At 44.8% G+C, this 25,570-nt stretch carries 22 protein-coding genes and 1 pseudogene; 11 read left to right on the top strand and 12 right to left on the bottom strand.

Annotation, left to right across the window (positions count from 1 at the left end):
- Positions 1-41: 41 nt before the first annotated feature.
- Complete coding sequence (psbZ, locus tag F6K37_RS01220) at positions 42-230, bottom strand: photosystem II reaction center protein PsbZ (protein ID WP_070394766.1); 189 nt, start codon at positions 228-230, stop codon at positions 42-44.
- Between the two features lie 337 nt (positions 231-567).
- Here psbZ and F6K37_RS01215 point away from each other — a divergent pair, with 337 nt between their 5' ends.
- Complete coding sequence (locus F6K37_RS01215) at positions 568-3,837, top strand: CBS domain-containing protein (protein ID WP_287247636.1); 3,270 nt, start codon at positions 568-570, stop codon at positions 3,835-3,837.
- Between the two features lie 322 nt (positions 3,838-4,159).
- Positions 4,160-5,317, top strand: a complete 1,158-nt coding sequence (locus F6K37_RS01210; protein ID WP_008188364.1) for a histidinol-phosphate transaminase — start codon at positions 4,160-4,162, stop codon at positions 5,315-5,317.
- Between the two features lie 96 nt (positions 5,318-5,413).
- Here the strand turns inward: F6K37_RS01210 and F6K37_RS01205 are convergent.
- From F6K37_RS01205 to F6K37_RS01180, 6 genes and pseudogenes are all read right to left on the bottom strand, one after another.
- A pseudogene (locus F6K37_RS01205) lies at positions 5,414-6,415 on the bottom strand (site-2 protease family protein); the annotation flags it as partial.
- Positions 6,416-6,458: 43 nt separating this feature from the next.
- Positions 6,459-6,680: a hypothetical protein gene (locus F6K37_RS01200; protein ID WP_287247631.1), complete on the bottom strand. Its 222-nt coding sequence runs from the start codon at positions 6,678-6,680 to the stop codon at positions 6,459-6,461.
- Between the two features lie 148 nt (positions 6,681-6,828).
- A complete protein-coding gene (locus F6K37_RS01195; RefSeq protein WP_287247630.1) occupies positions 6,829-7,056 on the bottom strand; it encodes a hypothetical protein in 228 nt (75 codons plus the stop codon).
- Positions 7,053-7,346, bottom strand: coding sequence for a hypothetical protein (locus F6K37_RS01190; RefSeq protein ID WP_287247628.1), 294 nt, complete (start codon positions 7,344-7,346; stop codon positions 7,053-7,055). Before F6K37_RS01190 ends, F6K37_RS01195 begins: the two co-directional genes overlap by 4 nt.
- Positions 7,347-7,510: 164 nt before the next feature.
- Positions 7,511-7,882 (bottom strand): hypothetical protein, encoded by a 372-nt coding sequence (locus tag F6K37_RS01185; RefSeq protein WP_008180363.1) that lies wholly within the window; start codon positions 7,880-7,882, stop codon positions 7,511-7,513.
- 257 nt (positions 7,883-8,139) lie between these two features.
- Positions 8,140-8,568 carry a hypothetical protein gene (locus tag F6K37_RS01180; protein WP_287247626.1) on the bottom strand — a complete coding sequence of 143 codons (429 nt, stop codon included), beginning with the start codon at positions 8,566-8,568 and terminating at the stop codon, positions 8,140-8,142.
- Here F6K37_RS01180 and F6K37_RS01175 point away from each other — a divergent pair.
- Positions 8,549-9,064, top strand: coding sequence for a hypothetical protein (locus F6K37_RS01175; RefSeq protein WP_287247625.1), 516 nt, complete (start codon positions 8,549-8,551; stop codon positions 9,062-9,064). The two genes, F6K37_RS01180 and F6K37_RS01175, sit on opposite strands and share 20 nt — an antisense overlap.
- Here the strand turns inward: F6K37_RS01175 and F6K37_RS01170 are convergent.
- Entirely contained in the window at positions 9,027-10,673 is a 1,647-nt protein-coding gene (locus F6K37_RS01170; RefSeq protein ID WP_287247623.1) for an acetolactate synthase large subunit, read from the bottom strand. The genes F6K37_RS01175 and F6K37_RS01170 overlap by 38 nt on opposite strands.
- A gap of 159 nt (positions 10,674-10,832) precedes the next feature.
- Here F6K37_RS01170 and F6K37_RS01165 point away from each other — a divergent pair, with 159 nt between their 5' ends.
- Positions 10,833-10,979: a hypothetical protein gene (locus F6K37_RS01165; protein WP_154659688.1), complete on the top strand. Its 147-nt coding sequence runs from the start codon at positions 10,833-10,835 to the stop codon at positions 10,977-10,979.
- Between the two features lie 592 nt (positions 10,980-11,571).
- Here the strand turns inward: F6K37_RS01165 and F6K37_RS01160 are convergent.
- Positions 11,572-12,939, bottom strand: a complete 1,368-nt coding sequence (locus F6K37_RS01160; protein ID WP_287247621.1) for an NAD-dependent succinate-semialdehyde dehydrogenase — start codon at positions 12,937-12,939, stop codon at positions 11,572-11,574.
- A 792-nt stretch (positions 12,940-13,731) separates the two neighbouring features.
- Here F6K37_RS01160 and F6K37_RS01155 point away from each other — a divergent pair.
- A complete protein-coding gene (locus tag F6K37_RS01155) occupies positions 13,732-15,339 on the top strand; it encodes an adenylate/guanylate cyclase domain-containing protein (protein WP_287247619.1) in 1,608 nt (535 codons plus the stop codon).
- Between the two features lie 477 nt (positions 15,340-15,816).
- The gene (locus F6K37_RS01150; protein WP_044492365.1) at positions 15,817-17,088 is read left to right on the top strand and encodes a serine/threonine protein kinase; all 1,272 of its coding nucleotides are present in this window, start codon (positions 15,817-15,819) and stop codon (positions 17,086-17,088) included.
- A 161-nt stretch (positions 17,089-17,249) separates the two neighbouring features.
- On the opposite strand, the gene F6K37_RS01145 is transcribed toward F6K37_RS01150, so the two are convergent.
- Positions 17,250-18,152 carry a c-type heme family protein gene (locus tag F6K37_RS01145; protein ID WP_287247617.1) on the bottom strand — a complete coding sequence of 301 codons (903 nt, stop codon included), beginning with the start codon at positions 18,150-18,152 and terminating at the stop codon, positions 17,250-17,252.
- Positions 18,153-18,212: 60 nt separating this feature from the next.
- Between F6K37_RS01145 and F6K37_RS01140 the strand changes: the two genes are divergently transcribed.
- From F6K37_RS01140 to hetR, 3 genes are all read left to right on the top strand, one after another.
- Positions 18,213-19,076, top strand: coding sequence for a phosphate/phosphite/phosphonate ABC transporter substrate-binding protein (locus F6K37_RS01140; protein WP_287247616.1), 864 nt, complete (start codon positions 18,213-18,215; stop codon positions 19,074-19,076).
- Positions 19,077-19,549: 473 nt separating this feature from the next.
- Entirely contained in the window at positions 19,550-19,795 is a 246-nt protein-coding gene (locus F6K37_RS01135; protein ID WP_008186642.1) for a hypothetical protein, read from the top strand.
- A gap of 295 nt (positions 19,796-20,090) precedes the next feature.
- Positions 20,091-20,990, top strand: a complete 900-nt coding sequence (gene hetR / locus F6K37_RS01130) for a heterocyst differentiation master regulator HetR (RefSeq protein WP_287247612.1) — start codon at positions 20,091-20,093, stop codon at positions 20,988-20,990.
- A gap of 190 nt (positions 20,991-21,180) precedes the next feature.
- Here hetR and F6K37_RS01125 read toward each other — a convergent pair whose 3' ends face one another.
- Positions 21,181-21,945: a TIGR00297 family protein gene (locus F6K37_RS01125; RefSeq protein ID WP_008186648.1), complete on the bottom strand. Its 765-nt coding sequence runs from the start codon at positions 21,943-21,945 to the stop codon at positions 21,181-21,183.
- 235 nt (positions 21,946-22,180) lie between these two features.
- Between F6K37_RS01125 and F6K37_RS01120 the strand changes: the two genes are divergently transcribed.
- Together F6K37_RS01120 and F6K37_RS01115 are read left to right on the top strand one after the other, a co-directional pair.
- Positions 22,181-22,354, top strand: a complete 174-nt coding sequence (locus F6K37_RS01120; protein ID WP_154659852.1) for a hypothetical protein — start codon at positions 22,181-22,183, stop codon at positions 22,352-22,354.
- A 34-nt stretch (positions 22,355-22,388) separates the two neighbouring features.
- Positions 22,389-22,820 carry a VOC family protein gene (locus F6K37_RS01115; protein WP_008186652.1) on the top strand — a complete coding sequence of 144 codons (432 nt, stop codon included), beginning with the start codon at positions 22,389-22,391 and terminating at the stop codon, positions 22,818-22,820.
- A gap of 223 nt (positions 22,821-23,043) precedes the next feature.
- On the opposite strand, the gene F6K37_RS01110 is transcribed toward F6K37_RS01115, so the two are convergent.
- Positions 23,044-25,570, bottom strand: a 2,527-nt coding sequence (locus tag F6K37_RS01110) for a Calx-beta domain-containing protein (protein ID WP_287247607.1), incomplete at its 5' end; no start/stop codon positions are given.

The following is a 25,570-nucleotide window of genomic DNA, read 5'->3' as shown; positions in this document are numbered from 1 at the left end:
ATTACAGTAATAATTTAGGTCTAGCTCAGGGAAATTATAACCTAAACCACCAAAAAGTTGAGGGCACCGACTAGAAGGACGAGAAGCACCCAGACCCCTGAACCAAGCCAAAGTAAGCGTTTTGATTGCTCCCAGTTCTGAGGTGTGGCATAAGCTACTGGTACACCGACTACCAAGACAAATGACAATAGGACTAGGGCAGTGAGTAATAGTTGGAATATAATAGTCATTTTCTGTGCTGATACCTTGACGCTAAACTTTCCTAAAACTTGTTTAAAACAGGCTAATGCCTAGCTAAGCACTATAGATTTTACCAGATGGTTTTACCTTTTCTGCCAAAATTTGTTGCAATCAATGCCCTTTTAACTTTCCCATGCAGGTGATGAGTGTGGGGCGCGGGCGCGGGGCGGGGGCGCGGGGAGTGCCATAAAAGGGATTATAGGGATTAAAAGGTCAAAGTAGTGTAAACTATTAATAGCATCAATAAAGTCAATAGGGAAAAATGGAGAGATGGCCAGATGAAATTGATGTGTAGCCTTAATTTCCAGAATTGGTAGACTAATCACTATGGATCTGATTTTGTGTCATACCACCGTTGACTTTGATGCCCTAGGAGCAGCTGTAGGACTGACTCGCCTCAAGCCAGGAGCCAAAGCGGTACTAACTGGGGGGACTCATCCGGCTGTAAGAGATTTTTTGGCACTGCATCGGGATGAGTATGCCCTGATCGAGCGCCGCTCTGTACAATTGGCTCAGATTAATTCCGTAATTATTGTAGATACTCAAAAACGCGATCGCTTAGGCAAAGCAGCTGAGTGGTTAGACTTACCACAGTTAAAGGCTATTGAAATTTACGACCATCATCCCGTACCCCAAACTGATATCCCGGCTACCTATACACAGATTGAACCTGTGGGAGCAACCACCACCTTAATTGTTGAGCAACTACAGCAATCCCAAATCCAGTTAACTACTGCTGAAGCCACGGTGATGGCATTGGGAATCCATGTGGATACAGGTTCCCTGACCTTTGACCAGACAACACCAAGAGATGGGGCTGCTTTGACCTGGTTAATGGAGCAAGGAGCTAATCTGCGTCAGATAGCTCAGTATGTTGAGCCAGGGCTATCTCCTCAATTGGAAAAATTATTTAGGCAATCTCTAGACCTTTTGCAGCGACAAACCCACTTGGGTTACACCATTTCTTGGGTATTCCTAAACACTCCTGGGCATGTGCCTGGCTTATCCAGTTTGGCGTCACGCTTACTAGAAGTAACTGAAAGCGATGCCCTGCTTTTGGGGGCTGAGTATCAACGAAACCCCAAAGGAGAAACCTCACAACCGGCAGGTTTACCAGTTGTAAGGTTTCAGGTTGAAGGTTATTCACCGTTGCCGGTTGGCGGTTTAACGGTTGAAGGTTATGAAAATTATTATAACAAGCAAAATTCAAAAATACAACCTTCAAGCCAAAATAACCTTGAAACTCAAACCCAGACTAACTTTCAATCAAATCACCTACCCGACTCGAACCCCAAAGGCGAACAAGCTTGGCCAAAAGGCCACCCTACGCGAACACCCCAAACTAACCTTGGCCAAAAGGCCACGCTTCGCGAACAACCAAATAACCTTGGCCAAAAGGCCACGCTTCGCGAACAACCAAATAACCTTGGCCAAAAGGCCACGCTTCGCGAACAACCAAATAACCTTGGCCAAAAGGCCACGCTTCGCGAACAACCAAATAACCTTGGCCAAAAGGCCACGCTTCGCGAACAACCAAATAACCTTGGCCAAAAGGCCACGCTTCGCGAACAACCAACAACCGACACGAACCTACCCTACTCGAAGGCCAAGGGTGAACAACTGTCAACCTCAGTTACAAAGCTAACGATAATTGGGCGGACGCGAATTGAGGGAACGGATTTGAACCAGTTGTTGCAACCCTTAGGAGGGGGTGGACATTCCCAAGCCGCTGCGGTTACCTTACGAGACTGTGAGGCCCAGACAATCCTAGAGCAGCTGGTCAACCAACTAAAAGACCAAATTCCCCAACCTCTGACGGCTCGGGATTTAATGTCATCCCCCGTGCGCACCATTCGCCCCAATACCAAGATTAAGGAAGCCCAGAGAATTTTGTTGCGCTATGGTCATTCGGGGCTTTCAGTAGTAGATCAACAGGACCAGCTGGTAGGAATTATCTCCCGACGAGACCTGGATTTAGCCTTGCACCACGGTTTTGGCCATGCCCCAGTCAAGGGCTACATGACGAAGCATATTAAGACCATTACTCCAGAAACCTCGATGGCAGACATTCAGTCCTTGATGGTGACTTACGATATTGGGCGTTTACCCGTTCTAGAGGATGGGCAACTAATGGGGATAGTGACCCGCACTGATGTATTGCGGCAACTGTTTCAGGAAGAGTTGAATGTTAAGCAGTTGAAGGTTGACGGGTCAAACCTGAAACCGGCGAACCTTAAACCAGCTAACATCAAGCCTCTGTTGGCTTCGAGCCTGTGGGAACTTTTGACCATAGCTGCCGAAAAAGCTCAGGAGCGGGGTTGGCATCTGTACGTAGTTGGAGGAGCTGTCAGAGACTTGTTACTAGCGGATGGGAACAAGCCACTACTGCTAAATGATATAGACTTGGTCGTAGATGGCTTTCACCGCTCAGCGGATGCGATCGCAGGAGTCACCCTGGCCAAGGAACTCCGTAAAATTTACCGTAAGGTGCGCTTGGAAGTACACGGGTCTTTTCAAACCGCTGCCTTGCTATGGCATAATGACCCGAAATTTGGCTCCCTTTGTGTAGATATTGCCACTGCTCGTACCGAGTTCTATCCTTATCCCGCTGCTAATCCTCAAGTCGAAGCTAGTTCCATTCGTCAAGACCTTTACCGCCGAGACTTTACCATCAACGCCATGGCAGCAAGGCTGACAAAGGTTAATCCCCAAGCTCAATTGCCCCTGTTGGACTTCTTTGGGGGTATGTTAGATTTGCGATCGCAAAAAATTCGAGTCCTACACGCCAATAGCTTTATTGAAGACCCAACCCGAATCTATCGAGCGGTAAGGTTTGCGGTGCGATTGGGATTTGAAATTGAACCCCAAACCAGGGAATATATCCACTATGCCATTCAGAGTGGGGTATATGAGCGTACTAAAGCGGAAAACACCAAAGTCCCAGCACTCCAAACCCGACTCAAAGCAGAACTTAACTATATGTTGCAAGCCCCCTACTGGCAACCAGCATTGCAGTTATTGTCATCATTAGGAGCGTTGCGGTGTCTTCATCCTACCCTGACCCTAGATAAACCATTATGGTGGCGAGTGCGTTTGGTTGGGCGCTGGCTACAGAGATTTGACCCAAAGCAAACCTTAAGACACTGGCAGATGCGTTTGGAAGTATTGATTGCTGATCTAGCACCAGACGAACGGGTTAAGGTAGCCAAGAATTTACAGTTGCCCGTAGACAGTGTTGAGCGTCTTCAAAAACTTGAGGGATGGCAAGGGGATTTCCTAGAATCTCTACCAACATGCCAGCTAAACAGTCAAATCGTCCACATGTTGCGCGAGTATAAATTACCTACCTTAGTATTGATTGGGGTGTATAGTCCTAGAGCGATCCGACGTAAAATTTGGCAGTATCTCACCACTTGGAGGAATGTTAAAGCGCCACTGGATGGCAATGATCTCAGAAAGTTAGGCTATAAGCCAGGAGCACACTATCGGGAAATTCTGGATGCACTCTTAGAGGCAACCCTAGACAGGGTGATTCAGGATCAGGCTGATGCTAAAGCATTTCTAGCCATACACTATCCACCTCTTGAGAAAGAATAAGGTAAAAGGTATAAAGGCGTAAGCATTCAGCAATCAGCTATCAGCAATCAGCTGATGCGCTACGCCCACGCTAGGCGAACAGCTTTTGAATAAAACAGGTAAGGATTGGAATAATGCTGAGTTACCGGAAGCTGCGATGGGATTCATAGTCTTTGGCTGATGGGCAAATCCCCAGACTTCCAATTCTCATTAATCTCGAATTATTAAATTGTCCCGTTCGCCTAGCGTGGCCATAGGCCTGCATAGGTTTATTTTAAGCTGACGGCTGACAGCTGACGGCTGAATGCTTAGATAAAGGCAAACCGACAACAGAGAACTGATAATGCTAGAATTCATCCGGTCTGATCTATCCGCATTAACGGCCTACACACCTCATCCTGGGGGCGAGGAAGGGAAAACACCAGAATCAACGGTTCCCCTAGATCGCCTGGATACGAATGAATGCCCCTTTGACTTACCAGGAGAGTTAAAGGAAAAATTAGCTTGGAGCTATCAACAGCTGATTCAAGCTAATCGATATCCCGATGGCGGACAGGGGAAACTCAAAAATGCGATCGCAGAATACGTTAACGAATCTGCTGCCCTAGACGACCGAGTAACAGCAAACCAGATTTCCGTAGGCAACGGTTCCGATGAACTAATTCGTTCTATCTTAATTGCCACCTGCTTAGGAGGAGAAGGCTCGATCCTAATCGCTAATCCCACCTTCTCCATGTATTCGATACTGGCACAGACCTTAGGAATACCAGTAGTGAGTGTAGGGCGTCGGGAAGAAAACTTTGAAATCAAGATCGACGATGCCCAAGCAGCCATTGAACAGACCCTCACAGAAACCTCGACCCAACGAGCAGCAATACGAGTAGTATTTGTAGTTCATCCTAACTCTCCCACCGCCAACCCCTTGACTCCCCAGGAATTAGACTGGTTGCGTGGTCTACCAGAGAATATTTTAGTAGTTATTGATGAAGCCTACTTTGAATTCAGCCAAGCCTCAGTAGTCCAAGAATTAGCCGACCATCCCAACTGGGTAATATTGAGGACATTTTCCAAAGCATTTCGTTTAGCCACTCACCGTGTTGGTTATAGCATCGCTGACCCAGAACTAATTGCTGCTCTCGAAAAAATGCGCTTACCCTACAACTTACCCAGCTTTTCTCAAGCTGCTGCCATAGTCGCTCTCAATCACAGACAAACTCTGCTAGCATCAATTCCCCAGGTTATCGCCGAGCGAGATAAGTTACTAAAAGCCCTATCAGAACATCCAGCCTTACAGGTTTGGCCAAGTGCTGCCAACTTCATCTACCTGCGTCTACGACAATCCGGCAACGAGTCTACTAGCAAAGACCTGACTCAGGTAACTCAGGCCATGAAAGATCAAGGCACCCTAATACGTCATACTGGAGGAGGATTGCGGATCACTGTGGGCTCTCCTGAGGAGAATACTCGTACATTGCAACGATTACAAGCAGTTCTGGGCTGAAAAGCTATTCATAGTAAACTTTTGCCTTTTGCCTTTTGCCTTTTGCCTTTTGCCTTTTGCCTTTTGCCTTTTGCCCTTGCGGGTAGCGCTATATCCTCAAGTGTTTGTCACCGAACTTAGAGTTTTAGCAATCTCTACCAGCTGAAACCCAGGAGGATAAACCCCCTCAGCTTTGATGCGCTGGATAGCAGCCGGTGGGATAGCCAAATTTAGCTTTCTAGCAACAGCTCTGACTATATCACCCCGGTCAATGACACCTGCCACAGTTTCTGCGGGAGAAAGTACGCTTACACGCTTAATGTTAAGCTCCTCTAAGCTGTTAATCACCTCCACCAAAGGTGTTTTCTCCTCCACTGTGGGAATTTCTGATAAAGGACGCACTATAGTTTCCAACGTCTCGGTGTCCCAACGACTACGCTCGACAAAATGTAAATCCTCAATTTTCACTAGCCCACGATAGCGTCCATTAGCTGCAGCGTAGTAGGGCATTGGGTTTTGCCTATCGGTTAAGATATACTCATCAGCAAAAGAACGTAACGTCTGGTTGGCTTCCACCACCCGAAAGTCACGGGTCATGGCATTAGATGCCACAAGCTTAAGTAAGACTTCTTGCAAGGTGGTTAGCTGGTCATAGGCACTGGCATTGCGAAAAATAAACCAGCCAATCAGAGTTGGCCAAATAAATGCCAAGGTACCCGTCAGCAGAGTCATTCCTAATCCCAAGGATAGGGCTACAAGCCCAAATCCCTTACCCGTTCTGGCAGCCCAACGGACACCTGTAAACAGATCCCCAGTTAGTTTCCAAACTGCTGCTTTCAACACTTGTCCACCATCTAAAGGTAAACCAGGAATTAGGTTAAATAATGCCAAAACTAGGTTGATTCTCGCTATCTCATTGGCGATGGTATATGCCCAAGCCGAGGTGGGTAATTTCCGAGTTAGCACATAAAACAGACCAAAGAGGATGAAACTTACTAATGGTCCTGCGATCGCTACTTGAAAGGCTTCTCCTGGAGTCTTCGATTCTCGGTCAATCGACGCAATCCCGCCAAATATAAATAGGGTAATCGAATTAACTTTGATACCCTGAGAGAGGGCAGNTCGGTGAACAATTCCACGGTAATTGTGCCTAAAGAGGTTTCTAAGGTTGCGGTTGGGTTTGCCATCTATGTTTCTCAGTTTTATTAATCAGAGTTTTAGTTAACACTAAACCAGGATACAGCAGGGAACAGGGAACAGGGAACAGGGAACAGGGAACAGGGAACAGGGAACAGGGAACAGGGAACAGGGAACAGGGAACAGGGAACAGGGAACAGGGAACAGGGAACAGGGAACAGGGAACAGGGAACAGGGAGGTAAGCAATCAGCTATTAGCTATCAGCTTATGCGCTACGCGCACGCGATGAATAAGCGATGCAGGGGTCAGCCGTGGCACAGGCTGATCCCTGACTACTGACCGCTGACTACTGACCACTGACCGCTGACCGCTGACTGCTTACCTTACCTACTCCCTACCTAACAATTTCACTAAACGACCTCTTACCGATCCTCTGAGGTGATGGTTTAATGTCAGAAGGAACAGATTGCACCACTCCCCATTTAGTTACTAATTCTTTTAGCAGCATCTCTTGCTGAGTCCGGTATTTGGTATAGTCTCCCCCTGAATTCATGACAGCAAACCAAACAGTGCCATAGGTTTGAGTTGGTAAGGCTCCGGCTAAGGTACTAACATAATTCAAACTACTTGAATCGCCTCGGAGATTAGTGGGCGAATAGAGCTTAGATCTGGAAACTCTTGTAAAAACTCATAAAAAAGCCATTCGTACCAAAAATCACCATTAGTTTTCCCTTCATGATCGTGACGCTCTTGCTTAATCAGAAAATAGCGATCCTCTGTGAAACTCACGAGCAAATTAAAGTTTTTGCCGGATTTTGCTTCAATCTGGAGCAGAGATTGCTGATTTTGCTCACAAATACCCTCTTCGATTAGATACTGAAAAATGTTTTTAGAGCTTAACAAAAAAGTCATTAAAAACTACGGATTGCAACTAATGGTTGATAAATTAACCCAGGATAACGCTAGTCATATGAGATGGGAATTGGGAAGAAGCGAATGGGCAATGTTAAAGAAATTATCCATTACTCATTCCCTAATCAGGATGTATTGGTAGCAAGTAAAAGCGTGAATTGGTATTAACTAGAGCTACCACCACGCTTCTGAAAGAATCCTGGAATTATGAAGATAAATTTGTTGAAAATGTTAACGTTTTGGTTAACGACTGCAGTACCACCCTTCTTAGGGATCGCGATCCCTTCCAAGTTCACGTCATTACTAATGATAATAGGCTGGCCATTGCCGAAAAAGTCATTAAAGTCTTTGATGTTAGCGGGGCGGCGTTTGCGGCGGCGTCCGCTACTGTCGTCACCTCCTTCAATCTTGTTGAGCTGATCTTCCGACACATCTGTCATGAAGTCCAAATCTTTGATAGAATCGATGAAGCTTTCCGAAGTTGAAAACAGAGCCGAACCAGCAGGACGCTGATTATAAATTTCCATCTCATCCATATTGAGTACTCTCCCTTTTCAAAAGGTTTAATTTGGGTGAAATTAGCTCTAGAGAATCGATCCAGTAATGACGATTATGGGTAGGCATTAAACATCAGGGCAATCATATATATATCGCCCAAAGTTTAGTTATTCGTTCCGCAGCCAGTAAAGCAGTTTCCCTTCCCAGTTAGGAAGAGTTTTGTTCCTAAACCCTAGAGGTTTGGTGAAGGGTAAAGTAGACTTTGCCAATCCAGAGTAAAATCCTTCACCTATTCTTACTCGATTAACTCTCTAGTGCCAAATTTATTGATGTAATGATTGGTTGTTGAAACCAACCTAGTTGTATTTAATTTAAGATAACTATATAAATTCCTGCTGTCTCGCCATTGTGGCGCAAAGGTTTTTTGAAGGTTAACCGGTTGAAGGTTAACCGGTTGTTCGCCAAAGGCGTTCCCGTAGGGTAGGTTAACAAGTTGAAGGTTAACAGGTTGAAAGTTAACAAGTTGAAAGTTAACAAGTTGAAAGTTAACCGGTTGAAGGTTCTTCACTGTTGAAGGTTCTTCACTGTTGAAGGTTAACCGGTTGAAAGTTAACCGGTTGTTTGCCCTGGGCATCCCTTGTAGGGTAGGTTGAAAGTTATTTACTGTTGAGGGAACAGGGAACAGGGAACAGAGGGTTAACAACTTGAAGATTAGAACCTGCAACCTGCAACCTGCAACCTGCAACCTGCAACCTTCAACCTTCAACCTGCAACCTTCAACCTGCAACCTCCAACCTGCAACCTTCAACAACCTGCAACCTTCAACCTGCAACCTCCAACCTGCAACCTTCAACAACCTTCAACAACCTTCAGCAACCTGCAACCTTCAACCTGCAACCTCCAACCTGCAACCTTCAACAACCTTCAACAACCTTCAGCAACCTGCAACCTTCAACAACCTTCAACCTTCAACCTTCAACCTTCAACAACCTCCAACCTTCAACAACCTCCAACCTTCAACCTTCAACCTTCAACCTTCAACAACCTTAAACCTTCAACCTTCAACAACCTTAAACCTTCAACCTTCAACAACCTTGGCCAAAAGGCCACGCTACGCGAACAACCTTGGCCAAAAGGCCACGCTACGCGAACAACCTTCAACAACCTTAAACCCAAATAACCTTAAATCTTGCAAGTTAAACCACCAGTCTTTTGGCTAAAGCGTAGGTTTTCGCCATAGTCCACCGGACAATCAATCACCGTAGGCACATCTTGAGCTAATGCTTCTTGTAGGGTAGGAATCAACTCATCCACTGAATTGACACGATAGCCTTTTAGTCCCATACTTTCAGCAAATTTGACAAAATCTGGATTGCCAAAATTCACAAAAGCCGACTCACCAAAGTGATTTTGTTGCTTCCAATCAATCAAGCCATAGCCACCATCATTGAAAATCAGTGTCACAAAGGCAGTCCCTACTCTTAGTGCTGTTTCAAGTTCCTGGCAATTCATCATAAAGCCCCCATCACCAGTCACTGCCACGATATTCCGATCTGGGTAAACCAGCTTAGCCGCTACTGCTCCTGGCAAAGCAATCCCCATGGCTGCGAAACCATTAGAAATGATACAGGTATTGGGACAATCACAATGGTACTGACGAGCCATCCACATCTTGTGAGCTCCTACATCAGAGATCACAATATCTTCTGGTTCCATGACCTGGCGTAGGTCATAGATCAGTTTTTGCGGCTTGATCGGAAAGCCTTCATCATTAGCATACTGTTCGTAGTCCTCTCGGATTTCCGACCGCAGTTCAGCAGCGGATGGTATCGGTTTACCTTCCCGGTCTCCCTGCTTCATAATTTCCTTGAGAGAGTCAGAAATATCCCCCACTACCTCCACTAAAGGAATGTAGCTTTTATCAATTTCTGCTGGACTGGCACCGATATGAATAATGGGAATCTTGCCCTCTGGATTCCACTTTTTCGGAGAATATTCAATCAAATCATATCCCACCGCAATCACCAAATCCGATTGCTCAAAAGCACAGGTGATGTGGTCCCGTTGTTGTAATCCCAGGGTCCACAAGGCCAGGGGATGAGTATAAGGAATACACCCTTTACCCATGAAGCTATTGACCACTGGAATATTCATCCGGGTGGCAAATTGGGTTAGGGCTTCAGCAGCATTAGCACGAATTGCGCCATTACCCGCCAAGATTAGGGGATTTTTCGCCTTAGAAATTGCCACAGCTGCCTTACCCAAACTACGGAAAGACGCAAAGGTTTTTTCCCGACCATCTTTGCCTAGGGGTTGGCTATTGACTGGCATGGCCGCAATGTTTTCTGGCAAATCTATGTGTACCGCTCCTGGTTTTTCGGTCTGAGCGAGTTTAAACGCTTTACGGACAATTTCTGCGGTCGTATCAGGGCGGACAATTTGCCGGTTCCACTTAGTCACTGGAGCAAACATTGCCACCAAATCCAAGTACTGGTGGGACTCAATATGCATCCGGTCTGTTCCCACCTGACCAGTTATCGCTACTAGAGGTGCTCCATCCAAATTGGCATCAGCAACCCCAGTCATTAAGTTAGTTGCCCCTGGACCAAGGGTAGACAGGCAAACTCCAGCCTTTCCTGTCAGCCGTCCGTAAACGTCTGCCATAAAGGCTGCTCCCTGTTCATGACGAGTGGTAATAAATTGAATTGAAGAATGTCTAAGAGCTTCTAGAACATGGAGATTTTCTTCTCCAGGTAGTCCAAAAACGTACTCGACTCCTTCGTTTTCTAAGCAATTTACCAATAGTTCAGCGGTATTCATGTCACCCATATCTAATCATCCCTGGTATATATAGTTTTGGTATCAAAATAATCTTTGATTGTAAAAATTCCTGTTTAGATTTCTTTTGAGATTCCTTTTTAGCTTTTTCTATTAGCCTTCGTCCATATTTGTTATTAGTTCATGACAAGCGATGCAGAGGTGCGACCCGTGGCGAATTTAATTCGCCAACGGAAAGCGCACCTAAGCGGTCTTGGGGGTTTCCCCCATGAGCGACTGCATCAAGACAAGGATTTAGCATTTGAGATCCGGTGCATCCCAATTTTTCAGAAGTCAGTAGGGATCGAGCAATGTTAAAGCAGCCTTTGATAAGCTTTTGATAACTATCAAAGAACGGGAATACTGAGTTGTATAGCCATTCTGGCTTCTATCCGGGGAACTTTAATAAAAGTTAACAGTCAAAAATTGATGTAAAAAAGTTAAAAATGTTACATAAAAACTTCCTATTTTCCCCTTCACCAGCACCACAGGGACGGATACACAGATAGCCTCACCAACAAGGTTAATTTTAAGAATAGTGCTGAGTCCTGAGTCCTGAGTCAGAAAATCCGTCAGTAGTAACTATCACTGTTCAGGATTCAAATAGAATTGCTATAGGCTAATGGTTTTAGGCTAATGGTATTAGGCTAATGGTTGTAAGCATTCAGCAGTCAGCCGTCAGCTGTCAGCTTATTTTATTCAAAAGTACCTCAACTAGTGTGGCACAGGCTTCGACGCTGGGACTTGACCCATAAGCACGGCTGATAGCACCTCAAGTAGCACCATCTGTAGCGCATAGACTGTTCGCGTAGCGTGGCCGTAGGCCTTTAGCTGTTCGCGTAGCGTGGCCGTAGGCCTTTAGCTGATAGCTGAATGCTTACTAATGGTTTTAGCCTAATACCTAGGATTTTTACTTCACCCAAACAGTTTTGATGTTTACGAACTCATGTATCCCTTGAATGCTTAGTTCTCGCCCATAGCCAGAACGTTTGATGCCACCGAAGGGTAAACGGGGGTCGGATTTGACTAAGCCATTGATAAACACTGCTCCAGCTTCAAGTTCATCAATCAGCCTGGGGATTTGCTCCTCATTGGTTGTCCAGGCACTAGCTCCTAATCCAAATACTGTGGAATTGGCAAGCTTAATAGCAGCATCAATATCCGGAACTCTAAACAATAGGGCAACAGGGCCAAAAAATTCTTCGTTATCAGCTGGAGTGCCTGGTGGGAAGTCAGTTAGAATTGTGGGGGGGTAGAAGTTACCAGCGCGATCGCTTAAAGGATGGCCACCGATAAGAACCTTTGCCCCTTGTTCAATGCAGGCTTGTACCTGTTGGTCTAAGTCTCTAAGAATACCAGGGGTTGCCAATGGGCCAATATCGGTATCTTCCGCCATGGGATCTCCCACTTTCAAGGCTTGGAATTTGTCCAGTAGGCGTTGCTGAAAGTCCTCGGCTACTGCGTCCACCACAATAAACCGTTTCGCTGCAATACATGATTGACCGTTATTGAGCATCCTAGCAGTCACACCCGTGGTAGCTGCTGCTTCTAAATCGGCACTTTCTAGGACAATAAACGGGTCACTTCCCCCTAGTTCCAGGACAGTTTTCTTGATTTGTGTCCCAGCCGCTGCGGCTAAAGCTGCTCCTGCTAGCTCACTACCAGTTAGGGTGGCAGCTTTGACCCGTGGATCCTGAATTACTGCCTCTACTTGGTCAGCACCAATCAGTAAGGTCCCAAACACCCCTTCGGGAAATCCTGCTTCAACAAAGATTTGCTCAAGGGCTAAGGCGCATTGAGGCACATTAGAGGCGTGTTTTAGCAACCCCACATTTCCCGCCATCAATGCTGGAGCAGCAAAACGGAAGACTTGCCAAAATGGAAAATTCCAGGGCATGACTGCTAGAATTACTCCTAGAGGTTGGTAGCGCACAAAGCTTTGGGTGGCATCGGTATAGGCTGGGACATCTGCTAGGAATTCAGCTGCGTGTTCAGCGTAGTACCGACAAACCAAAGCACATTTTTGCGCTTCTGCGATCGCACTTTTGAGGGGTTTTCCCATCTCCGTGGTCATCAGCGTGCCGAATTTGACTCGATCCCGCTCTACAATCTCCGCCGCTGCGTTTAGCCACTCTGCTCTTTGCTCCATTGATGTTTGGCAGTATTGCTCAAACGCCTCTTGGGCAACTGCTAGCTTGGTCGCAATCGACGACGGACTCTCTGGCTCAAAGGTTTTGATGGTTTCCCCGGTTGCTGGGTTAACTGTAGCGATCCCCATGGCTTCCTCCTCCCCCCAATGGGGATAGTACTTCCAATTCTTTGATTATAACTAAGTATTTTCACTATGACTTATTTTTGCCAAAATGGCTTAATAGTTTGATATACTTTTAAAAATCGTCAACCCATTGCCCTATAAACTACCAGTCAAGCAAGTGTTAACCTAATATCAAGTTTTATCCTACTACCACGAAATTTATCTCACCAGTTTTTAAAACAGTTATCAACCAAATTCTAGGGATTAGAGCTTAGGGGTTAGGGATTAGACATTAGGCATTTAGGGGTTAGGGATTAGGCATTTAGGGTAATGGTGTTAGGGATTAGAGATTAGGGGTTAGGGATTAGGCATTAGGCATTAGGTAAAATACAAGCAGTTGACAGCCTCAGTGCTTGACGCGGAGCTAGGAAACTAGGTCAGACCACAAATTCTAGGTATTAGGTGTTAGGTATTAGTTACAACAGGGGCATTTGATAACCTCCTTGCTAAATAGGCTTGTCAGAACCCCCTTAGCCATTAAACCTAGTCCTAAGTAGTCGGACACAATTAAAGTTAACTGTGAGGACTTCGGAGCAGGTAGCTAAGGCCGTGGGCTACGCTTTTGGGCTTTGCCCGACGCTGCGCGAACGCGAACGGAGCAGGGAGCTTCGGAGCAGTAAGGGTTTGAGTCTAAGTAATATTTCTTAATACAGTGATCAAAATTTATGTCCGACTACTTAGAACCTTAAATTAGTAGTTTGATAATTTAGTCGATTATACTTAACTGAGATAAGAACTAATGACGAGAGCTAGATTGTGCCGTATTTAATTGCTAAATCAGAGCCGAATAACCAAGAAAGTTATAAATTGAGCAGTGGAGCCAATACCATAGGACGGGAAATAAATAATAGTATTACCGTAATCCATAAAAGTCTTTCCCGCCATCATGCTCAGGTTACAATCACGAATGATCGGGTTATCCTAAAAGACTTAGGTAGCCTAAATCACACGTTTGTTAATGACGCCAAAATTGACCAGTGTGAACTCAAAGACGGAGACTTAATACGTCTGGGCAGTGTAATCTTTGAATTTGTGAGTGATGATGGCAGAATCACCCCAAATATCTTGAAGGATAATGATTCCAACTTTTCGATTGTCAGCAGGTTATCCCCAGAACAAACCCGTGTCGAAATTCAGGAATTACTGCACCATGACAGTTTAACTTATAAAGGCTCAGCCCTGAAGCTGCGAGAGCAAGAGACAGGTCAACGCTCAGTAGACAAGTTAAAAATCTTATTGGAGGTGAGTAAGCAACTTTCCTCTCCCGATGAGCCTGATCACTTGTTGAGAAAAATTCTTGACCTGCTGTTCGAGATTATGAATGTAGACCGGGCAATCATCCTCATGGTTAATCAAGACACGGGAATGCTAGAGGAAAAAGCTGTCAACTCCCGAACAGGCATACCCACCCATGAGCGATTTTATAGCAAACGAATTACCAATTTCGTACACCAGAAGGGGGATGGGGTTTTAATTGCTGATGCTGCCATTGACCAACGATTCAGTAATTCCCAGTCAGTGCTCCAGCAAGAAATCCATGCCTCCATGTGTGTACCTCTAAAACCGAGAGAGGAAGTGATTGGGGTATTGTATGCGGATAATCTCTCTAGAGCCAATATTTATTCTCAAGAAGACTTGGAGTTTTTGACGGCTCTAGCTAACCAAGCTGCGATCGCAATTGACAATGCTCAACTTTACCAGAAGATGCAGGAAGAAGCAGTAATGCGGAGTAAATTTGAGCTTTTCTTTCCGGAAGCTGTGAGTAAAAAGCTCAAGGAAGAAGGCCACTTAGAAATTATAGATACCGAAGTAACCGCCCTGTTTGCCGACATCAGTAAATTTACCCAAATGTCCTCTCGGATGAAGCCACGCCAAGTGATTGAGATGCTCAATGAATACTTCCAGGTGATGGTAGAGGATATTGTGTTTAAATACGAAGGCACTTTAGAAAAATATATTGGGGATGCCTTACTGGCTGTGTGGGGAGCCCCCTATTGCCAACCGGACGATGCTGACCGAGCCGTCCAAGCTGCGATCGCAATGCAACGAGCAGTTATTCACCTAAATCAGGATTGGTTCCAGCGGCGCAATTTAGAGATTGAAATCCACATTGGACTAAATACTGGCAAAGTAGCAGCAGGTAATATCGGTTCACACAAGCTGATTCAATACGCTACTATCGGTGACACTACCAATGTTACTAGCCGCATCTGTAGTGCCGCTCAGGAGGGAGAAATTCTAATTTCCCAAAGCACCTTCGACAAGCTGAGGGATAAAACTCTACCGTTGGAAAAAATGTCCCCGGTTAAGGTTAAAGGTAAAGACCAGCCCCTGCAACTGTATCGCCTACAGTGGGATACTTAATTCCGGGGAAGCTATAAAAGTTAAAGGTTACAGGTTGAAGGTTACAGGTTGAAGGTTACAGGTTGAAGGTTACAGGTTACAGGTTACAGGTTACAGGTTGAAGGTTACAGGTTGAAGGTTACAGGTTACAGGTTACAGGTTACAGGTTACAGGTTACAGGTTACAGGTGATTAAACCTTCAACCAAACAACCTTCAACCTTCAATCTTCAACCAAACAACCTTCAACCTTCAACCTTCAACCTTCAACCAAACAACTAAACAACCATCTCCTCAGGTTGGAAACCTAAAATCCAAATAGCCCTTTAAAATATCATGTGTAAAACTTGTTGTGACATGGTGGGTGCATAAATTGCCACGGCTGACCAGATAAGTAAATATAGATACCTAGCAAAAATTGACTGTTGCTAGAACTCTATTGACTTTATGCCTAAGTCCTGTACCTGCTCCTACCTTCCTCCTGTACCAGCGTGCTTCTGATGAGTCTGTGCATTAATCCCAACTGCTCAAATCCCCGCAACCCTGACAGTAAACTATTCTGTCAGAGTTGTAATTCTGAGTTGTTGCTGGAAGGGCGCTATCGAGTGATCAGTCAACTGGGAAATGGCGGTTTTGGCAAAACCTATGAAATTGTTGATCGTCAAGGCAACCCTAGAGTTCTGAAAGTTCTCATTAAGAATAGTCCCAAGTATATTGAACTATTCCAAAGAGAAGCCGAAGTCCTCGGCCGACTAGAGAATAGTGGCATTCCCAAAGTAGAACCTGATGCCTACTTCACAGTCTACCCCAGAAACAGCGACGAGCCAGTTCATTGTCTGGTGATGGAAAAGATTGAAGGATTGAATCTAAAGCAATACATCCAAAAGCGGGGTGCTCCCATTGACCAGAAAATTGCCATTCGGTGGCTGATCCAGCTAGCTACCATCTTACAGGCAGTACACAGTCATAACTTTTTCCATCGGGATATCAAGCCCTCTAACATTATGCTCAGGACAGATGGACAACTGGTGTTAATTGACTTTGGCACTGCCCGGGAAATTACAGGTACCTTTGTGACCAAAAAAGCCACTGGTATGGTAACAGGGGTAGTTTCCGCAGGGTATACACCACTAGAGCAGCTTAACGGTCAGGCAGTCCCCCAATCAGACTTTTTTGCTTTGGGGCGCACCTTTGTTTATCTACTCACTGGTCAAGACCCGAGTAAATTTTATGAATCCTATAATGATGAGTTAAGCTGGCGCGACAGTGTTCCGAATATTTTGCCACAACTGGCAGATTTCCTCGACTATCTGATGGCTCGTTTACCCAATCAGCGTCCCCAAACTGCTGAAGAAATTTATCAGCAGTTAGTAGATATTAACAATGCGTTGTATCCCACCAAGATACCTTTCCATACCAAAACTAGCCAAGCCTCCAAAGAAACAAAAAGCCATAAGTCAAGAATCAGTAATGGTTCTTCCCCAAGACGGCCAGCCAGTACAACTCAACCCTGGGTTGGTCCTACAGCACTGCCAATTTCTTCTGCCCCTAATCGGAATAGTAATTTACTAGACCCCAATTTTGTAGCTCTTTGCCAACAGGAACTCGCTGAGTTAATTGGCCCGATGGCTACCATTGTCTGCCAGCGTACTCTTGTCCAGCATCCTAACTCTTCCGCCCAAGAATTTGTAAAAGCTTTATCTCAACAAATTCCCAATCAAAAATATGCCCAAGACTTTCAACGGCGTTTAATGTCATCGGGTCAGTTATAGCGCTACGCGCAAGTCAGAAGTGAGAAGTCAGAAGTCAGAAGTAAGCTATGACTAAGTTTCGGAGATTAGGACATTCCTAATCTCAATGGGTAGTGCTATATAAGTAATACTTAGTAATCCTTCAGGCATCAGTTGAGCAAGCAATTAGTAATTTTGGATTACTAATTAGTTTCTGAATTCAGCATATTCATCGCCATTTCTAAACTAACTTTCATCCGATTCAGAGATTTGGCGAGTATACCAATTTCATCATCTGAATCATGGTCAAATTCTCCAGCCATATTGCCAGTACTAACTTCCTTAGCTAATTGAGCCATCTGCTTAAGAGGTTTGGTCACCGATACCTTTAGGAAACGATTAATCAGCAAGATTGCTACCAGGAAAAAACCAGTAATAATCCCAATCACCAATACCTGTAACTGCTTAGCATAATTAAAGATTTTAAACGCTGGAACTGATACAATTTTGGCACCAACAATTTCATCGAACTTCCAACCAAAACCATGCTCATCACCGTAGGTAGCAATTTGGCTAGCAGGGGCGGCTTCAGGAGTACTGTGGCATCGTAAACAGCTTTTTTCAGAAACAGCGAGAGGACGGGCAACATAAAAAATTTTTCCACTAGGAAGGGAGCGAAAACCGGTTTTTTCTGTTAGCTCTGGCTGCTGTCGAAAACTCTCCACGATTTCAGTCTCGAAACTATCAGCTTTATCTCTGAGGTTAGTTGGATTAAGGGTCGCTTCTTTATAGAAAAAATCACGATATTGCTCACGTTTACGTAAATTTTCAAAAACTTCACGAGCTGAATAAGCAGGTACTGTTTGGGGTAAAAATCTGTCTTCATTTTCTAATCGTTCAGCTAATTCTGGATTCACTTGATTATTGGTATACTCCCGCACCGAACCCATGGTTTCGATCAGAATTAGGGCTTGGTCAGTTACGACTTTTTCCCCATAGCCTTCTAAAAGTTGAGACAAAACCAAGCCACCAGTCAGTACAAGTCCTATAAAAATGGATAGCAATAGTAAGTTTAGCTTGATTCCTAAATTAAGTTTTTTTAACATTAGCCATCTCCCATAGTATCATTAGTGCCACAGCTGTTTTAGTTCTTAAGGTAATTAATTATGTTTTCCCGCCGTCTATTCTTGTTGAATCTTATATTGATTTTCACAGCTTGTAACTCACCCGATACTCCTATGCTAGGGAAATTAAGTATTGGGATCGTAAGTTACGGGGAAAGCGATCGCTTTATAGAGCCATACTCAAAGTTAATCGAATATCTTGGTGCTCGACTTAAGATGATTATAGAATTAGAACCGATTTACAACGAGCGCAGAGCACTAACTTTGATTAAGCAGAGCAAGTTGTCTATAGTATTTGCTCCTCCTGGTTTAGCAGCCATCGCCATTGCTGAGGCACAGTACATACCAGTGCTACCTCTCGAAGGAGTCAAAAAGTCACGCTCAGTGATCGTAGTAAAACTCGAAAGCCCCATCCAAGACTTGACTGAACTAGCGGGTAAAGTCATTGCTTTAGGTCAACCTGGTTCTGCCACAGGATATTATCTGCCCATCTACAATCTCTACGGTCTGACCCTAGCGGAAGTGCGTTTTGCCCCCACACCAAAACAAGTCTTAGAGTGGATTGCCTCTGAGGAGGTAGTCGCTGGAGCTTTGTCTTTAGAAGAGTTGCAACGCTACCGCCTAGACTTTAGTCAGACTAGGTTCCGGATTTTATATATAGATTCTCATAAAATTCCAAGTGGTTCTATCCTGATCGGACCAACAGTCGAGAGAAATCTACAACAGGAGATCCACAAGGCACTAGAATCTGCCTCCAGCAGCATGGCAGCATCAGTAGGATACATCCCCAATGCTAAAGCACCTGATTATGATTACTTAATTGATGTGGTTCAGAAGGTTAGACCGATTGCCGAACGGATTCAAGAAAAACCTGCTCCTTTATACAGCCTTCCATTTGAGTTGTAAAACTTCCAAACAAGGGGAGAGACCGGCAGTAGCGGAAGAGAATCGATTATATTACCATTGGGGATTTTTAACAAATAATTTAGGATTGCTACATAAGCCGTTGGCAATGTGAATGGTTGCTAGGTAATCCCCTTTGCCTACTTAGCAAGTTTGCAGTTATTTAAAGACCCATAATCACCAGGATTACCTATCCTTATTTTTATTCAAAGTAATTGCAATTATAATTTTTTAAATAACATTCATGGCGGTAAATAAATAAATTGTTAACATGAGATAAATCCTTCTCATATAAGGATTACAGTCGCTAAACTTACACAAGTTCGTCAAAACTTTTTTTTTAAATAAAGAATTTCACGAGGTATTTACAATAACGGTATTTTTTTTAAAATTTCATTATAGTTTATATTTTTCCCTGAACCATATGCGAGCCATCCGTATCAGTAATTAGAGGAACATTTATACGGATATAGGCTATGCGAATTTACACTACTCTTGCTTTAATTACTGTTTTAACCATCTGGTTTGGGGTTAATTTACCGATGATTGCCCATGGCTCAAATGCACCACTAAACTATAGTAATGATTGTCCCAGTGTAGTAGAGCAAACAGGACAAATTTTTTCTTATGGAAGAAAAGAAAACCACAAATTTGTCTCATCACCAGTAATTCCGACTACCCTGATCGCCCATCGTGGTAGCGGACGTGTGTCTCTTGTGTGAGAGTCAACTGACTGGATTCCGTTTGATGGCATATCTGGCTGCATTTCAATCCCACTGTTGGGTACGAGTAGCGGGCTACAGTGGGAAAGTGCTAATTCAATATAGTGTACTTGTAGTTGGCTTATTTTATATAATATATTGGAATAAGACATGATTAGGGTGCCTCTTAATTGGTCAATTTTCTGCCAAGCAACCTCAGCTCGCTTTCTTCGATGACAGTGAGTTAGTTCTAGTGTGGAAAAATGAAACTAAATAAGCTTGATAACCAACGGAAGTAGATGTGATTGCCCCTAAGATGATCAACCAATCCGATCTGATCAAAACCCTAAGCCCCAGTGCAATGGATCAGATCATGCTATACCTGGCTTTCAGCGCCCTGCGGACGAGTGGACACCGACATGGGGCGTTTTTAGATGCAGCAGCAACCGCTGCCAAATGTGCCATTTACATGACCTATCTGGAGCAAGATGGCAATATCCGCATGACTGGGCATTTGCATCACATTGAGCCAAAGCGGGTAAAGGTCATTGTTGAGGAAGTTCGACAAGCGTTAACAGAAGGGAAACTGCTCAAGATGTTGGGGTCTCAGGAACCTCGCTATCTGATTCAGTTTCCCTATGTCTGGATGGAACACTATCCCTGGCAACCAGGGCAATCTCGGATCAATGGCACCAGCCTTGACCTGGAAGAAAAGCGCAATCTTGAGATTAAGCTGCCAGATCACCTGCCGGATGCCCAGATCATCAATTCCTTACAATTCTTTGAATTAATAGAATTTCTCCACCGGAGATCCCAAGAAGACTTACCACCAGAGCGACGTCTGCCATTGAGTGAAGCTCTAGCTGAACACATCAAGCGTCGCTTAACCTATTCAGGAACTGTCACCAGAATCGATCACACCGGTGGCTTACCCTACTACGCTCTAACCAATGCATATTACTCGCCAGTAGATGACAAAGCCCGCACCTACACCATGATTGACGAAACAGCGCGATACTTCCGGTTAATGAGAAACTGGGCAGAGCGTCAGCCGCAAGTCATGCGAGGGTTGGAGGAACTAGATATCCCGCCAGAGAAAATCAATCAGGCCATGGAAGAGTTAGATGAAATTATCCGCCAGTGGGCAGATAGGTATCACCGCGATGATGGTGAACCAATGGTTCTACAGATGGTCTTTGGACCAAAATCTGAATAAAGTATGAAGTATGAAGTATGAAGTATAAAGTGGGAACTCGGAAGTCGGAAGTCTAACGCTATCTCAATTTATTAGATTGATTAGTTGCTTAGCAAGTTGTATGTTTTCATCCTTCATCCTTAATACTTCACGATTAACACTTCATGCTTCGCAATTAACACTTCATACTTCATGCTTCATGCTTCATGCTTCATACCTGGCTGATCCAGTGCCATGCTAGAGCTAACAGCACAACAGCGATCGCACCAATAATCGTATTAATAATATTCACGACTTCATTGGTCAACCATTCTAATTTAGATTGTAGTGTCGCACCAATTACACTCTCCAGATTGGTGGCGATGAAGGCAGCAATAACACAGAAAAATACTCCTGTCAAGTTAACCAAACCAACGCCCCAACCCACAAATGCGATCGCAGCTGAAGCAATTACTCCAGCTAGGGTTCCCTCAAGACTTACAGCTCCTTCTGTTCCCCGGGCTACTGGCTGTAAGGTAGTAATCAGGAAAGTCCGTTTGCCGTAAGCCTTACCCACCTCACTGGCAGTGGTATCGGACAGCTTAGTAGCAAAACTAGCAACATAGCCCAGTAACAATAACTGCTGGTAAGGAGCATCCACCAGTAGGGTACCCAAGGCACAAATCGCTCCAGTCAGTGCTGAACCCCAAACATTCTCTGGTCCCCTAGCACCGGAACGCTTTTCCGCAATTCCTGCCGCTTCCTTTTGCGCCATACCAATGCGGGTGACACCAGACCCTACCAAAAAGTAAAATCCGACTACTGTGTAACCTGGCCAGCTCAGAGTACCCCAAATCAGTACGCCTAATATCCAAGCGTGGACAATCCCAGCAGGGGTGAGTAATTTTTTGGGGGCTATCCATACCATGGCAAGGAAAACTGTGTTCACTGCAACAGCAACTAGCCAAGGATTTAAAGAAAGACTATCATCAAGCATAGCAAAATAGTTATATTGGTAATTAGTAATTGGTTAATTGGTAATTAGTAATTGATAATTGGTAAGTGGTAATTGATAATTGGTAATTGTAATTGCTTCCGAGCCATTACCCCAGCACTCATACCCTATTACCCATTCCCCATTATCCAAAAAACCAATAACAAAGCACACTACTGAAGCAACCGGATCCCAGATTAGGTCAGATTCTTGAATAAAGTTGAATTTCTTTAAAACCTTGGCCAAAAGGCCACGCTACGCGAACAACCTACCCTACAAGAGATCCCTGGGCAAGAACAACCTTCAACCCTTTTGCCTTCAACCGTCAAAACCTTCAACCTTCAACCGTCAAAACCTTCAACCTTCAACCGTCAAAACCTTCAACCTTCAACCGTCAACCTTCAACCTTTAAAACCTTCAACCGTTTTCCCCTCAAACCAAAACTTATGAAACCAGTCCTATTTCATCTCGCATTTCCCGTTACCGACATTGAGCAAACTAAAGTCTACTACGGTGATGGACTTGGCTGCGAAATCGGTAGAGAATCTCGCCATGCGGTGATTCTGAATTTATACGGTCATCAACTCGTGGCTCACCTAACCAAAGAAACCCTGACACCTCAGCGGGGTATTTATCCTAGACATTTCGGGTTAGTTTTTACATCCCTGGCTGATTGGGAAGCCTTACTTTACCGTACTAAACAAAAACAATTATCTTTCTACGAGCAACCCAAGACCCGCTTTCCCGGTCAACTTACAGAGCATCGCACTTTCTTCCTCCAAGATCCATTTTATAACTTAATGGAGTTTAAGTTCTACTGTCATAGTTCAGCAATTTTTGGTGGACGTGAGTTGGCAGAAATTGGCGATCGCGTTTAAGCCAAATCCTTTTCAGCAATTCTCAAACGAGAAACACACCCAAGAAGGGTTGATGAACACAAAGGTTGATAAAACTAGAAAAACCCCTTACTGAGTAAGGGGTTTTTTCAGCTAAGCTGATTGGAACTACTGATACCAAGTCCCTATAGCTTCCACGGTCGCTGTTTTGGGGGGCTAGTTCTGATCGTCAATCAGCTCAGGTTATAACCGTGTGCAGTATAGCTTAGATAAGGTTGGGGTTGAAGCCAGCCTCGGGTGGCTGGTCGATGACCATTGCATCCCTCAATTCAGACCCATTCAAGTGCCAAAAAGCAATAGTATTATTGTTGTTCCAGACAATATCATACTTGCCGTCATTATCTACGTCTGCAATACCCTGAATGCTCCATCCAGTTGAGCTTAGTATTCCTAAGGGCTCACCATCCCGTGTGAGGATGTCACCTTTGACTAGTTTCTTATTAGACATCTGCCATGTGGCAATCTGTCCACTCTCCGAGTGGTACCACAGAATCTGGTCTTGGCCATCGCCGCTGAAGTCCGCCACAGCTTCGATTTGCCATCCAGTTGATGATGGTGCTAGTACCGGCTCATCGTCTCGTGTTACCACGGCAGCATCGACTAGTTCGTTGCCATTTATCTCCCATATGCCAACCTGTCCACTATCCTGGTTGTACCACAGAATCTGATCTCGATCCCCACCACTGAAGTTACCAGCACCGTGGATTTCCCATCCACTGTCTTCGGCTATCAGTAAAGCCTGACCATCCCGTTCAATGCTCCCCTTATTCACCAGCTGGTCACCATCTATTTCCCAGATTGCAACCTCTCCAGTATCTCGGTTGTAGGCGAGAATATCATGTTTGAGGTCACCGTTAAAGTCAGCAAACTCGGTGATTTCCCATTCCATGGGGTCTACCTCACCAGACTCAATAATCACCTCCTTGATCTCGTCACCTTGCCCTTGCCAGTATTTAATGGCTCCGGTTACTTTGTTAAGCCAGAATACATCATCCGTTTCACCGTCGCCATCAAAGTCTCCAGTACCTTGGATTTCCAAATTGAGATCTTTTTCCGCAGGAAGGCTAACTGTATTTACCTGGTGAGTATCATCTATCTTCCACAGCTTATTCTCTCCTGTCAGTGAATTACGCCAGACAAACCTGGTACTATTGTCAGGAACTGACGATGTGTCATCAGCAATGGTAATCTGAGCAAACCTTTTGCCAACTAAGTTATAATCTTCGCTGGTATTTAAGACCAGGTTAACAGTTTCATCACCTTCGTCGATTCGGGAGTCGATTTCTGGAGTGATTTTCAGCTCGACGGAAGACTCACCAGCGGCAATAGTGACTGACCCATTGAGGGTTTCACTGTAGTCATCTGCGGTAGCAGTGCTACCAAAAGTCATGTAACTGACAGTAAGGTCTTCACTAGTGTCTCCGGAACGAGTGATGGTGATGCTGCCTGGGTCTTGGTCTTTTTCCGCTGCCTCAAGGTCACTAGCAGTGATCGTGACAATCGGGATGTCATTATCAAAAATATTGGCAGTGACTAACCCAACATTGCCCAGGGGATAGTTCACACTGTCCTCGGATTTGGTAATCTCGTGGCTGATGGTACTTTCGTGATCCCCTTCAACCTCTTGATCATCCAGCCCTCGCACTGTGATAGTTTGGAGTTTTGCCTCATTGAAGGTAAGCACTTGCTCTGAAGCAAAGGTAGTTCCATCTAAACTGATTTCAGTTTGATCATCAGCTTTGATAGTAACTTCTACTTCTCCAAGGGGCTGTTTAGTTAACGCAACAGTGTAGATACCAGTACCACCCTCAAATAGTATTGGGTTTTCACTGATGATAATCTCTGGGGTTGTGGTAACAGTCTCATTATCAGTAATGGTAATCTCGGTGGATGGGATATTGAGAGTTGATGGATATTTGACCTCATCCCCGGTGTTGATAATGGCGTAGCTGATGGTGCTGGTGTGCTCACCTTCGACAACGGTGTCATCCACCGCCATTACCTTAATGGTTTTGGCAGCAGTATCGACTAGGCTGACCACCACTTCGTTGTCGAAGCTCTCTCCATCAACACTGATTTCACTGTTGTCATCGGCAGTAATGGTGATTTCTACTGCCCCAGCTGGAACAGTGTCCAGAGCAATAGTATACTCCTGTGCCTCTCCCCCTTCCGTCAGAGGAGAAATTGGGGTGATGATCACTTGACCAGCAGCATCTGCCTCATTATCAGTAATGGTAATTTCAGTGGATGGGATATCGAGAGTATCAGGATATTTGGCCTCATCCTCGGTGTTGGTAATGGCGTAGCTGATAGTGCTAGTGTGCTCACCTTCTATACTCTGGTCATCCACTGCCTGTACCGTAATGGTTTGAGCAAGAGTATCACTTAGGCTGACCACCACTTCGTTGTCGAAGCTCTCTCCATCAACACTGATTTCACTGTTGTCATCGGCAGTAATGGTGATTTCTACTGCCCCAGCTGGAACAGTGTCCAGAGCAATGGTATACTCCTGTGGCTCTGCACCTTCCGTCAGAGAGGCAATCTCGCTGATCAGGACTTTACCAGCAGCATCTGCGTCATTATCAGTAATGGTGATCTCGGTGGGTGGGATAATCAGAGTATCAGGATATTTGACCTCATCCCCGGTGTTGGTAATGGCGTAGCTGATGGTAGTGTTATGGTCACCTTCCACACTCTCGTCATCCACCGCCTGTACCGTAATGGTTGTGGGG

Origin of the sequence: Moorena sp. SIO4E2 (assembly GCF_010671945.1) — a bacterium.
In the GTDB taxonomy this organism is placed as follows: domain Bacteria; phylum Cyanobacteriota; class Cyanobacteriia; order Cyanobacteriales; family Coleofasciculaceae; genus Moorena; species Moorena producens.
The sequence above is the reverse complement of the archived record's forward strand: the minus strand, read 5'-3'. Positions and strand labels throughout refer to the sequence as shown.

What these genes read in the sequence shown, in the direction of transcription:
- psbZ (WP_070394766.1), bottom strand. Translation starts at nt 230, where the DNA reads ATGACTATTATATTCCAACTATTACTCACTGCCCTAGTCCTATTGTCA.
- F6K37_RS01215 (WP_287247636.1), top strand. Translation starts at nt 568, where the DNA reads ATGGATCTGATTTTGTGTCATACCACCGTTGACTTTGATGCCCTAGGA.
- F6K37_RS01210 (WP_008188364.1), top strand. Translation starts at nt 4,160, where the DNA reads ATGCTAGAATTCATCCGGTCTGATCTATCCGCATTAACGGCCTACACA.
- F6K37_RS01190 (WP_287247628.1), bottom strand. Translation starts at nt 7,346, where the DNA reads ATGACTTTTTTGTTAAGCTCTAAAAACATTTTTCAGTATCTAATCGAA.
- F6K37_RS01185 (WP_008180363.1), bottom strand. Translation starts at nt 7,882, where the DNA reads ATGGATGAGATGGAAATTTATAATCAGCGTCCTGCTGGTTCGGCTCTG.
- F6K37_RS01170 (WP_287247623.1), bottom strand. Translation starts at nt 10,673, where the DNA reads ATGGGTGACATGAATACCGCTGAACTATTGGTAAATTGCTTAGAAAAC.
- F6K37_RS01160 (WP_287247621.1), bottom strand. Translation starts at nt 12,939, where the DNA reads ATGGGGATCGCTACAGTTAACCCAGCAACCGGGGAAACCATCAAAACC.
- F6K37_RS01150 (WP_044492365.1), top strand. Translation starts at nt 15,817, where the DNA reads ATGAGTCTGTGCATTAATCCCAACTGCTCAAATCCCCGCAACCCTGAC.
- F6K37_RS01145 (WP_287247617.1), bottom strand. Translation starts at nt 18,152, where the DNA reads ATGTTAAAAAAACTTAATTTAGGAATCAAGCTAAACTTACTATTGCTA.
- F6K37_RS01140 (WP_287247616.1), top strand. Translation starts at nt 18,213, where the DNA reads ATGTTTTCCCGCCGTCTATTCTTGTTGAATCTTATATTGATTTTCACA.
- F6K37_RS01135 (WP_008186642.1), top strand. Translation starts at nt 19,550, where the DNA reads ATGCGAATTTACACTACTCTTGCTTTAATTACTGTTTTAACCATCTGG.
- hetR (WP_287247612.1), top strand. Translation starts at nt 20,091, where the DNA reads ATGATCAACCAATCCGATCTGATCAAAACCCTAAGCCCCAGTGCAATG.
- F6K37_RS01125 (WP_008186648.1), bottom strand. Translation starts at nt 21,945, where the DNA reads ATGCTTGATGATAGTCTTTCTTTAAATCCTTGGCTAGTTGCTGTTGCA.
- F6K37_RS01115 (WP_008186652.1), top strand. Translation starts at nt 22,389, where the DNA reads ATGAAACCAGTCCTATTTCATCTCGCATTTCCCGTTACCGACATTGAG.